The sequence below is a fragment of the Agarivorans sp. QJM3NY_25 genome (assembly GCF_050870875.2).
Taxonomy (GTDB): domain Bacteria; phylum Pseudomonadota; class Gammaproteobacteria; order Enterobacterales; family Celerinatantimonadaceae; genus Agarivorans.
This window is the reverse complement of the sequence record NZ_CP194041.2, coordinates 4,046,914-4,058,584: the sequence shown is the minus strand read 5'-3', so window position 1 is coordinate 4,058,584 and position 11,671 is coordinate 4,046,914. Positions and strand designations below refer to the sequence as shown.

Here is an 11,671-nt window from a genome sequence, read left to right as displayed (position 1 = left end):
ATCGATCAAAACATTGACGATTTTTTACCTCAGTAACATGATTGTGAGTTGTCTGAGTTTCGTCACCTTTATTCATGTTGCTCGTTATTTGAGCGCCTCACAAGTATAAAAAAACCTCGCGAAACTGCGAGGTTTTTTGTAAGTGAGCTGCTTATTCAATTTCACCACAGAAACGATAACCTTCACCATGAATGGTTGCAATAATTTCTGGTGTTTCTGGTATTGATTCGAAATGCTTGCGGATCCGACGAATGGTTACGTCAACCGTCCGGTCATGCGGCTTCAATTCCCGCCCTGTCATCTTCTTCAATAAATCTGCACGGGTTTGAATCTGTCCAGGGTTTTCTACAAAGTGCAACATTGCACGAAATTCGCTACGCGGCAGTTTGTAGGTTTCTTGGTTAGGACTTACTAACGATCGGCTATTAATATCTAAGGTCCAGCCGTTAAAGCGATACTCTTCTACAGAGCCCTTGTCTTCATTAGCCGATTGTCCATTGATGGTACGATTTAGTAGGTTGCGCGCACGAATGGTTAATTCGCGAGGGTTGAAAGGCTTGGTGATGTAGTCGTCGGCCCCAATTTCCAAACCTAAAATCTTATCAACTTCATTGTCGCGACCAGTTAAAAACATTAACGCGATTTGTTCACGATCTCGAAGTTCACGGGCAAGCAATAAACCGTTTTTACCTGGAAGATTAATGTCCATGATAATTAAGTGAACTGAATGAGCTTCAAGTACGCTGTTCATTTCATTGCCGTCAATCGCTTCAAACACGTTGTAACCTTCGGCTTCAAAAGTGCTTTTTAGCGTATTACGAGTGACCAGTTCGTCCTCGACAATTAGAATATTTGGTGTCATGGTCTTCCCCAATGCTATATAGAAAAAAGTTGGCTTGCGAACTGTTCGGTGTTTTATAGAAGATGAAGTAAACACTAGCTACAATGCCATGTTGAGTTTGTGTTAAAACTTCTCATATGGCAAAAAAAATAAACAAATAGTGTGCTCAAAACGAGACGTAAGTCAGCGTAAGAGATCTTCTGTATGCATGATTCGTTACAAGCAGTGAACATATTCTATGGGCTTAACAGTGATATAACAACTTGAGTCTGAAAAAAGCTTACGTTTTTTGAAGCGGATTTGATTCAAATCAATCGGAAATGGTCATAATGGCAATTTATACGCGTCATTACTGAAAATAAACTACATGTTTAATTTGTATAAAAACACTATATTTTTGGCAGATACAGCCCTTAAATATCATGGGCTTGCTGTTATTACCGCGAACAATCCTAAAGGGGTTACCCGATCTCAGCAGTTTAATCGCTGGTTAGATTGTCATTTACTTACATATTTGCGTGTCCATAAAATGCCTTGTTCTTGGGTCTTTGCAGGCGCTATTGATCTTAATCATTACGAATTTAGCGCGGTTGTTGAATGTTCGTTAATTGATGCGCAATATGTAGCAAAGGTTTTCAAACAGAGAGCTTTTTACTGGCTTGATGGTGATTGTTATCTCTATGATAGTAATGATATAAGCCGAGCATACTCATGTCTTGGCAATACCGCGAGTCGTTGGTTTGATAATCCACAGGGATATCAACAAATGATAAAGGAGTATCAGAATGCAAGATTTATTGCCGGAATTATGTGATCTCTATCCGCAACAGGTTCAGCTGTTAACCCCTATTTTTCGGTCTTATGGATTGAAAACTTGCTTTTTCGGTGAAGTGGTGACGGTTCGATGTTGGCGAGACAACAGTCGAGTCAAAGAGTTATTAGCCACTGCGGGCCGAGGGCGAGTATTAGTGGTGGATGGTGGTGCCGATATTCAACATGCATTGATGGGCGACTTGATCGCGGATTCGGCTTATCTTCAAGGATGGTCTGGGGTGGTCATCCACGGTGCGATTAGAGACGTATCGACGATTAATACGATTGACTTGGGAGTAAGGGCATTAGCTGCTTGCCCGATGAAAACCGAGCGAAAAGGTGTCGGGGATGTTAATTGCGAGCTGAATTTTGCTGGTGTAAAAATTCTACCGGGGATGTATTTGTATGCGGATGAGAATGGGATCTTGCTGAGCGAACAGGCCTTAAATCTGCCGGAAGGCTTCGCTTAAAAGCGATAACCTAAACCAAATTGAAGCTGTTGCTGGGTTTGCTTATCTTGTGCTTCAATTTGATAGACAGCTTTTACATCAATGTTATTGAGTAGGTGTAATGTACTCGATACCTCGAGGCTTTGTTCGGTGGTGTCATCATCAGGTTGGTGAATTTGTACCAATTTACTTTGAAGTGATAGGTGCCGTAGCGGCTGGTAATTTAAGCCTGTCGAAAGATTAAAGCCTCTACGTGTCGCAATATCGTCGTATTGATTGTTCACCCCTGCTTCGACAAAGAGTGAGAATTCGTTACGCAGTTGATGCTGGTAACCGCCGTTAAAAAACCATGATTGAGTTTGATCCCGGGGCCCTGTGTAAATAAATTGTTTGTTGTTATAGCCTGTTACATACCAGTTTTTAATTTGACTGCGGGTTGATAGTTGTAGATGTTGGCCATCACCGTAGCTAATACTTAATTGGTTATCAATATTTGGGATTGCAGCGAACGCTGAACGACCCGTGATCATCAAAAGAGCAGCAAAATAATACTTAAAACTAAACTTAGTCACTGCTGCCCCTTATTATTATTTTTCCCAATAACTATTATGGTCGATCTCATACAGAAGATCACGGTCGATCACAAAAAATATTTACGCGATGGCGGAACGAGTCACGGCTTGAAAGTTGGTAGCTAACGGTTGATAAATCGGCAATGCCTACGGTAAGGAAAGACATCTTCAAATTGACCATTTTCGATGTTGCGTTGCAAACTTTGCCAATAGCTGGCCTGAAACAGTTCCGCATGCAATTCTCTAAATGCTTGTTTTACAGCTGGTTTCCCTAGCAAGAACGTTGCAAATTCTTCTGGGAAAATATCATTGGGACCAACAGAATAGCTAGGATGTACGGCCCATTGGTCTTCAGGATAGGGGGATTGTGGAAATTCTCTGAAATTACACTCCGTCATATAGGATATTTCATCGTAATCATAAAATACGACTCGCCCATGCCGAGTGACCCCAAAGTTCTTAAATAACATATCCCCAGGAAAGATATTGGCTGCGGCTAGTTGTTTGATGGCGTTGCCATATTCATCGATCACTTGCCGAGTTTGCGTTTCGTCGGCTTGCTCTAAGTAGATGTTTAGCGGGACCATTTTGCGTTCGGTATAGAGGTGTTTAATGGTGAGTACGTCATTTTCTATTTTGAGCGCAGACGGCGCGACGAGTTCCAGTTCTGCAAGTAACTCAGGGCTAAAGCGGGCTAAAGGGAATTCAAAATTAGTAAATTCTTGAGTATCGGCCATTCGGCCGACACGATCGTGTTGTTTGACCAAGCGGTATTTCTCTTTGACGACCGCCCGACTGACCTCTTTGGGGGGAGTGAAGCGATCTTTTATCACTTTAAATACAACGTCATAAGAGGGCAAGGTAAATACGCTCATCACCATACCTTTAATCCCGGGGGCGAGTTCAAATTGGTCTTTGGAGTTGTGTAAGTGGTTTAAGTAGTGACGATAAAATTCGGTTTTAGCATGTTTTTGACAGCCGATTGCGATAAACAGCTCATAATCGGTTTTATTGGGGAGTAGCTGCTTTAAAAAGTTTACAATTCGTCTTGGTGCAGGGGCGTCGACCATAAAATAGGCGCGGGCAAAGCCAAAGATAATACTCACCTGATCACTATCGATTAACACGGTGTCTATCGCAACCTGGGCTTGCTGGTTGAGTAATGGAAATACGATGGGGAAAGACAGCGCTTCGCTTTGATAGTGGCCTATCAAATAGGCGGCTTTGTTCCGATAAAACACTGGCTGCAGCATGGTGATGCGGTGTAATGGTTGCTGCTTGAGCTGAGGCTGCTGTTGGAGTCGCTGTTGGATAAAATTGATATCGCGTGATAAGTCTTCGTATGGAATGGCGAAGTCATAGTCTTTAAATAAGTCGACCAGTAGCTGTTGCAGCTCGGTATGTTGGTAACGATGGGTGAGTAATTGATAGTCAAAGCGTTTGCTGCTACGACTTGGTCGAATAAATAGTTGGTCTTCTTCGATGTAGCGATGATGAAATAGTCTTTGATACACCGAATTAAAGAAAGATTCAGCGACTTCAAAATTTTCATGTTGGCTAATTAACTGGGAATACCGATATTTTACTGCGGCGCAAAATTGAGCGCTACGTTGTAGATGGCCAGTTAGTTGTTTGATGGCTGCCCTCGCTTCGGTGACATGATGATCATATAGCCGGATCCGCTCTCTAGATGCGAGTTGTACAGACATCCAGTCAGCGGTTTCGAAGCGTTGTTTCGCACCGCGGGTGACTTCTAAGAAACATTGGTAGAAGCTGTTGAAGCGTTGCAGCATCGTTTCTGCTGCGATGTGTTCCATCGAGTTTTTCATCGGCGTTTTCTTATTGTTGTTTTTTTATCCACTATGGCAGGATTTAAACGGGCGTTCAAATTTTTATCTCGGAAATGATTGTTGACTTGGATGAGTTTTGAGCTAAATAAAACTTGACTCTTTAGCCCAGCTGGTTATGGTATGAACATAATTGGAATTTAAATTTTTATTCAGATGTCAGTATATTTTGCTTACACAACCACCGGTATTATTACCCGCACCACCACATGCGGGACGGGCTTGTTGTAGCGATAAACTACATTGAAGAAAGCCCGTATCAATCACGATACGGGTTTTTTTTTGGGAGGAACAATGCGAGTTTTAAAATTTGGTGGATCATCTTTAGCCGACGCTGAGCGCTTTAATCGCGCAGCCGATATAGTATTAAGTAACCAACATCAGTCACAATTGGCGGTGGTACTCTCTGCTCCTGCGGGAGTCACCAACGATTTAGTTGCAGTGGTGGATATGGTTAGTCACGGCAACGATGGAGAGGGTTTATTAAATCGTATTGAAACCACCTTCCAGCAATTGCTCGGTGAATTAAAGAATAAATATGCAGGTTTTGCCATTGAGCAAATGCAGTTGATGATTCACCAAGAGTTGGGTGAATTACGCCAGTTACTAAAAGGGGTCGCCTTACTGCAACAATGCCCAGATAATATTCGCGCCAAGGTATTGTCTACAGGCGAAAAACTGAGCATTCACACCATGAGTTATCTGCTAGCAGTGCGTGGCCATAGTGCAGAGATCATTATTCCTCAGCAAAAATTGCTGGCCAGCTCGGGGGGCTACTTGGAGGCTGTGGTCGACATTCAGGCCAGTAAGCAGCGTTTGAATCAGAGCATGCTCCAGCAAGACCTAATTTATTTGATGCCTGGGTTCACGGCGGGTAACGCGCAGGGTGAAACCGTAGTGCTTGGCCGCAATGGTTCCGATTATAGCGCCGCGGTATTAGCGGCCTGTTTAGATGCAGAATGCTGTGAAATTTGGACCGATGTCGACGGCGTATATAATTGCGATCCTCGCTTGGTTGAAGATGCCCGCTTGTTACGTAGTTTAAGCTATCCAGAAGCCATGGAGTTAAGCTATTTTGGCGCTAAGGTACTGCATCCCAAAACCATTGCCCCGATTGCTCAGTACCATATCCCTTGCCTAATTAAGAATACTTTTAATCCTCAGGGGGAAGGAACATTAATTGGCGCACAAAGCCAAGGGCAAGATGATTTACCGGTGAAAGCTTTATCTAGCCTTGCCGAACTCACTATGTTGACGGTTTCAGGTCCTGGCATGAAAGGTATGGTGGGCATGGCTGGCCGTATTTTTGAAAGTATTTCTCGTAGTCATGTTTCTGTGGCGCTGATTACTCAATCGAGTTGCGAGTATAGCATTAGCTTTTGTATTCATAGTGTTGATGCGATCCGCGCCTTAGCGGCTTTAAATGAAGAGTTTGAGCTGGAATTAGCCAATCAATTGCTGGAGCCGATTGAGACCATCGACCAATTAGCGATTATTTCGCTGGTGGGGGACGGCATGCGCCGCAGTAAAGGGGTAGCTGCACGCTTCTTTACTTCGTTAGCGGAAGTTGGGATTAATATTGTGGCGATTGCACAAGGTTCTTCCGAACGCTCTATCTCGGCGGTGGTTTCCCAAGATAAAGTGGCGGAGGCGATCCGAGCTTGTCATCAAAATTTCTTTGAGAGCATGCATTACATCGATTTATTTTTAATTGGCGTGGGTGGCGTGGGTGGCGCGTTGTTAGAGCAAATTCATACCCAGCAGGCGCATCTAAAAGAGCAACAAATAGCGATCCGCGTTTGTGGCTTGGCTAATAGCCGCAAACTATTACTCGATCCTAAAGGCCTCGCGCTAGACGATTGGCAACAGCAACTGGCCAATTGCAGCGAGAATGGTGGGTTTACGCTGGCCAATGTGAATGAATTAGTGGGACAAAGTCATTTAATTAATCCGGTGATCGTTGACTGTACCAGTAATGATGATGTTGCTGGTAAGTATGCTGAATTTTTGGCCAATGGTTTCCACGTGGTAACCGCGAACAAGAAAGCCAATACTTCAAGTCTTGAGTATTATCAGCAACTGCGTAAAACTGCGTTGTCGATGCGTCGTAAGTTTTTATACGATACCAACGTGGGTGCTGGTTTACCGGTGATTGAGAATTTGCAGAACCTGCTCAAGGCGGGGGATAAGTTAGAGCGTTTTAACGGGATCCTTTCTGGCTCACTCTCTTTCATTTTTGGTAAGTTAGATGAAGGGATGAGCTTTTCTGAAGCGACTTCCATCGCCCGAGCAAACGGCTTTACCGAGCCTGATCCGCGAGATGACTTATCGGGCATGGATGTCGCCCGTAAGTTGCTGATTTTGGCACGCGAAGCGGGTATGCCACTAAACCTTGATGATATCCAAATCGAGCAGGCGCTGCCACCTAACTTCGATGCCAGTGGTGATACCGAAGCCTTTATGGCGCGCCTCCCCGAGGCTGACGGGTATTTCGCCACGTTACAACAGGATGCGGCAGCTGAGGGGAAGGTATTGCGTTATTTAGGTAGTATCGATCAAGGCGTTTGTAAAGTTTCGCTGGCGGCGGTTGCTGCCGACGATCCGCTTAACCGAGTAAAAGATGGCGAAAATGCGCTGGCTTTTTATAGCCGTTACTATCAGCCTATTCCTTTGGTCTTGCGTGGCTACGGTGCGGGCACGGCGGTAACGGCTGCTGGGGTATTCGCCGATGTACTTCGAACACTCAACTGGAAGCAGGAGGTGTAACATGAGTATTGTGGTTTACGCACCCGCTTCAACGGCTAATGTGAGTGTTGGTTTTGATTCTCTAGGCGCGGCCCTATCACCGATAGATGGACAATTATTGGGCGACCGAGTACAAATTGAGGCGGCCGATGGCGCTGATGTGTTGATCGAGAATGTAGGGCCTTACGCGCATAAGCTACCCGCCGACCCGAAACAAAATATTCTCTATGACTGCTACCATTATTTTGCTCAGCAGTTGTTAGCGCATCATGGGCAAGTGCTGGGGTGCGTTAAAATGACCTTGGAAAAGAACTTGCCTATTGGCAGTGGTTTAGGCTCGAGCGCTTGTTCGGTGGTCGCAGCCTTAGAAGGCTTGAATGCCTATTTAGACTTCCCATTCGATAAAGAGCAAATGCTACTGATGATGGGGGAGCTCGAAGGGCAAATTAGTGGCAGTGTGCATTATGATAATGTGGCACCATGCTATCTCGGTGGGATGCAATTGATGCTGCAACAAGCTGGAGCAACCAGCCAAGCGATACCACATTTTGAGGATTGGTATTGGATTGTCGCCTATCCAGGCATTAATATTTCCACTGCCCAAGCTCGGGCGATTCTACCCGCCCAGTATCGTCGCCAAGATACCTTGGAATACGGGCGAAATCTTGCAGGGTTTGTTCATGCCAGTTACAGCAAACAGCCTGAACTTGCTGCGTCTTTGCTAAAAGACAAAGTGATTGCTGAACCTTACCGGGCTGAATTGATCCCTGGTTTTACTGACGTTCGCAGCTATGCTGCACAAAGTGGTGCATTGGCGAGTGGTATTTCTGGGTCAGGTCCGACGGTATTTGTGGTCACGCCAGTGCTGGAACAGGCGCAGCGTCTAAAAGACTGGTTAGAGCAACATTTTATTCAAAATCAAGATGGATTTTGCCATATCTGTAAAATTGATGAACAAGGCACTCGAGTAACAGGAACATCGCTATGAATTTATACAACTTAAAATGTAACGACGAGCAGGTTAGTTTTACCCAAGCGGTAAAACAAGGTTTAGGTAAACAACAAGGGTTATTCTTCCCTGAAGCGATTCCTCACTTTGATGATATCGATAGTTTGCTTGAACTCGATTTTCATCCTCGTTGTGCCAAGCTATTGGCTGCGTTACTCGATAACGAATTGTCTGAACAAAGCCTATTGGAAATGGTCACTAAAGCCTTTATTTTTCCAGCACCTTTGGCAAAAGTGACCGAGCAGATCAGTGCATTAGAGTTATTTCACGGACCGACTTTGGCCTTTAAAGACTTTGGTGGACGTTTTATGGCGCAGTGTTTGGCCAAGTTCTCTGAAGGTAAAAAAACCACCATTTTAACCGCAACTTCGGGGGATACAGGGGCGGCAGTGGCACACGCATTTTACGGTATGGAAAATATCAATGTGGTGGTGCTTTACCCCAAAGGAAAAATCAGCCCATTGCAAGAAAAGTTGTTCTGTACCCTTGGTGGCAATATTACTACGGTGGCGGTTGAGTCGGACTTTGACGCCTGCCAGGCGATGGTGAAACAGGCCTTTGATGATCAGTCGCTAAAAACTGCGATTGGTTTGAATTCGGCGAATTCGATCAACATTAGCCGGTTGGCTGCGCAAGTGTGTTACTACTTTGAAGCGGCTGCACAGTTAAGTAAAGCAGAGCGGCAACAGCTGGTGGTTTCGGTGCCTTCAGGTAACTTTGGTAACCTCACCGCAGGTTTAATCGCCAAAGCTATGGGCTTGCCGATTAAGCGTTTTATTGCCGCGACTAATGTGAATGATACGGTGCCTCGTTATCTTGCTTCTGGTCAATGGGAGCCTAAGCCGACTCAGGCTACGCTTTCCAATGCGATGGATGTGAGCCAGCCCAATAACTGGCCACGCGTTGAAGAGCTGTTTAAAACTCAAGGTTGGTCTTTAAGTGACCTAGCCAAGGGGGTGATGACCGATAAACAGACTGCGGAGGCGCTTAAAGCTTTGGATGCACAGGGCTATTTATGTGAGCCGCATGGCGCAATCGCTTATCAGCAATTGAGCGAACAGCTGATGGATGGCGAACAAGGTTTATTTCTGTGTACCGCTCACCCGGCTAAATTTAAGGAAAGTGTTGAAGAGATCTTGCAGCGCAAAATCGATATTCCTAAACCGCTTGCCGATCGTGCGGATCTAGATTTACTGTCGAAGCAGATGCCTGCAGATTTCGCACAATTAAGAGCTTTATTACTGAGCTTATAATTTAATTTTCGGCTTCGTTAAAAAAAGCAGTGGGTGTGAAACCCATTGCTTTTTTTTGTGTTTGGGAGGCTGCTATGCAAGTGGTCGTTTTGGAATGCGTTTCGTTATTGAAACAGTAATAAAGCTGAGCAAAGCAAACGAAATCTTCATCAATTTACGCACATTTTTATTTATCTTACTTAAAGGGCTGGTTATCGTTAATCACTTAAATCTCTAGTCTATATGGTTTTTCTCTTGGTTAAGAGTTTCAAGCGAGAATCAAAATTGACCAAGCTGAGGCTTTCAAGTTTACCGAGCGCACTGTCTACCGTTATTTTCAGGTCTGCTCACATCATCGACGCTCGTCCCAACAATCTGTCTCGGGATACTTTATTTACGTTTTTAACATTAACTGTTATTCGCTTTGGCTGAGTTGATCTTTGCAAACTTCTCGCGCATATTGCACCGATTGACCTCAAAAATTACGATTATTATGAGTAAAGTGTTAAAAGATCTGCTCGAACTTTTGAGCTTAGAGCGCATAGAAGAAGGACTATTTCGTGGCCAAAGCCAAGATTTAGGTTTTGGTGCAGTGTTTGGTGGGCAAGTGATGGGACAGGCATTGTCGGCAGCCAAAGAAACGGTAGCCGAAAATCGCCAGGTGCATTCATTTCACTCTTATTTTTTAAGGCCAGGCGATCCGAATCACCGGATTGTATATGATATTGAAAGCATTCGTGATGGACGCAGTGTGTCTACTCGCCGAATCAAAGCGATTCAATTTGGCAAGCCAATTTTTTACATGACGGCTTCTTTCCAAGAGGTGTCTGCTGGTTTTGAGCATCAGGATGCGATGCCAGAGGTTCCCGCTCCAGAAGATCTACTCTCTGAACAAGAGTATGCATTTCAGTTACGAGAGATGCTGCCCGATGCGGTGCGCGACAAATTTATTTGTGATAAACCTTTAGAAATGCGTCCGGTCGAGTTTGTTAACCCTTTATTACCAGAAAAACGAGCTGCAAAACGCTGTGTATGGTTTAAGGCGAATGGTCAAATGCCCGATGATAGTCGTATTCATCGTTATCTGCTGGCCTACGCTTCAGATTTTAACTTCTTACCGACCGCCTTGCAGCCCCATGGCCGCTCCTTTATTGAACCGGAAATACAAGCCGCAACGATTGATCATAGTATGTGGTTTCATCACGATTTTCGCTTAGATGATTGGTTGTTATATGTGGTTGATAGCCCGGTGGCGTCTCAGGGAAGGGGTTTAGTTCGAGGACAGTTTTATACCCGAGAGGGTAAGCTAGTGGCTTCTACCATTCAAGAAGGTTTGGTACGCGAGCGTCGTTAGAGCTAGGTTGGATCTCATGTAATAAAAAAGCATGCTAAAGCATGCTTTTTTTGTTTTTGCAGACTGCGTGTTATAGCGACTCAGTGAAAGTCCGAGTGATAACATCTTGTTGTTGTTCAGTGGTTAGCGAGTTGAAACGTACTGCATAACCAGAAACACGAATGGTTAACTGTGGATATTTTTCGGGGTGCTTCACGGCATCTTCTAACGTTTCGCGACGTAGTACATTCACGTTAAGGTGTTGACCACCTTCTTCCAGTGCCTGTGCTTTCATCGGTACTTCGCGATATTCGATCTGACCCAATGTATCGATGGCGACGACTTCATCTTCTGCAAAAAGTTCATCTTTAACACAAAGGCAGCGCGCTTGATTTTGTTCGTTATCTAACAGCCAAAAAGAACCAAGTAGGGCTTGATTGTTTGCTTTAGTGATTTGAATACCTGTGGTCATAACATACCTCATTAGCTTAAAAGTGTAATTTTATTACAGCATATAGCGATGCCTGAGCCATTACTTGAATCATTATCGCCACTTGCTGAAACTATACTACAATTGACCTTAATCAAAAAAGGGTTTTTTTTAATTTTTTTTACGGTGTTTGTTGACTCAGTGCAAGCCGTTAGCTTGGTAATTATGCTTGCAACCGAACATTCTTGACTAAATGCTGTACAAGGGGTGGGTGTTTGTTGAACAATAAGTCATATTGATTGTTCAACGCTCGTTTTGCGAAGCCTTGAACAGGGATTGTAAAATTTGTGAACTAGGCAAAGAGGCAATCGGTCTAATAGACGATCTAGCGCAATAATCT

Annotated in this window: 10 protein-coding genes; 6 read left to right on the top strand and 4 right to left on the bottom strand. The window is 44.3% G+C overall.

Going from position 1 to position 11,671, the window contains the following annotated elements; genetic code table 11:
* Positions 1 to 151: 151 nt before the first annotated feature.
* Complete coding sequence (arcA, locus tag ACRRSW_RS18445; protein WP_432451775.1) at positions 152 to 862, bottom strand: two-component system response regulator ArcA; 711 nt, start codon at positions 860 to 862, stop codon at positions 152 to 154.
* Positions 863 to 1,208: 346 nt separating this feature from the next.
* Between arcA and ACRRSW_RS18440 the strand changes: the two genes are divergently transcribed.
* Together ACRRSW_RS18440 and ACRRSW_RS18435 are read left to right on the top strand one after the other, a co-directional pair.
* Positions 1,209 to 1,655, top strand: coding sequence for a DUF3293 domain-containing protein (locus ACRRSW_RS18440; protein WP_432451776.1), 447 nt, complete (start codon positions 1,209 to 1,211; stop codon positions 1,653 to 1,655).
* Positions 1,627 to 2,124: a putative 4-hydroxy-4-methyl-2-oxoglutarate aldolase gene (locus tag ACRRSW_RS18435; protein ID WP_432451777.1), complete on the top strand. Its 498-nt coding sequence runs from the start codon at positions 1,627 to 1,629 to the stop codon at positions 2,122 to 2,124. The genes ACRRSW_RS18440 and ACRRSW_RS18435 overlap by 29 nt, the downstream gene beginning before the upstream one ends.
* Here the strand turns inward: ACRRSW_RS18435 and ACRRSW_RS18430 are convergent.
* Positions 2,121 to 2,675 (bottom strand): hypothetical protein, encoded by a 555-nt coding sequence (locus ACRRSW_RS18430; RefSeq protein ID WP_432451778.1) that lies wholly within the window; start codon positions 2,673 to 2,675, stop codon positions 2,121 to 2,123. The two genes, ACRRSW_RS18435 and ACRRSW_RS18430, sit on opposite strands and share 4 nt — an antisense overlap.
* A gap of 122 nt (positions 2,676 to 2,797) precedes the next feature.
* Positions 2,798 to 4,504, bottom strand: coding sequence for a bifunctional isocitrate dehydrogenase kinase/phosphatase (gene aceK / locus ACRRSW_RS18425; RefSeq protein WP_432460104.1), 1,707 nt, complete (start codon positions 4,502 to 4,504; stop codon positions 2,798 to 2,800).
* 312 nt (positions 4,505 to 4,816) lie between these two features.
* Here aceK and thrA point away from each other — a divergent pair, with 312 nt between their 5' ends.
* The 4 genes from thrA (at position 4,817) to tesB (ending at position 10,862) form a co-directional block, all read left to right on the top strand.
* Positions 4,817 to 7,288: a bifunctional aspartate kinase/homoserine dehydrogenase I gene (gene thrA, locus ACRRSW_RS18420; protein WP_432460102.1), complete on the top strand. Its 2,472-nt coding sequence runs from the start codon at positions 4,817 to 4,819 to the stop codon at positions 7,286 to 7,288.
* Position 7,289: 1 nt separating this feature from the next.
* Positions 7,290 to 8,255 carry a homoserine kinase gene (gene thrB / locus ACRRSW_RS18415; protein WP_432451781.1) on the top strand — a complete coding sequence of 322 codons (966 nt, stop codon included), beginning with the start codon at positions 7,290 to 7,292 and terminating at the stop codon, positions 8,253 to 8,255.
* Positions 8,252 to 9,529: a threonine synthase gene (gene thrC, locus ACRRSW_RS18410; protein WP_432460101.1), complete on the top strand. Its 1,278-nt coding sequence runs from the start codon at positions 8,252 to 8,254 to the stop codon at positions 9,527 to 9,529. Before thrB ends, thrC begins: the two co-directional genes overlap by 4 nt.
* Positions 9,530 to 10,001: 472 nt before the next feature.
* Positions 10,002 to 10,862 carry an acyl-CoA thioesterase II gene (tesB, locus tag ACRRSW_RS18405; RefSeq protein WP_432451783.1) on the top strand — a complete coding sequence of 287 codons (861 nt, stop codon included), beginning with the start codon at positions 10,002 to 10,004 and terminating at the stop codon, positions 10,860 to 10,862.
* Positions 10,863 to 10,932: 70 nt separating this feature from the next.
* Here the strand turns inward: tesB and grcA are convergent, their stop codons facing one another.
* Complete coding sequence (gene grcA, locus ACRRSW_RS18400) at positions 10,933 to 11,313, bottom strand: autonomous glycyl radical cofactor GrcA (RefSeq protein ID WP_432460100.1); 381 nt, start codon at positions 11,311 to 11,313, stop codon at positions 10,933 to 10,935.
* Between the last annotated feature and the right edge of the window lie 358 nt (positions 11,314 to 11,671).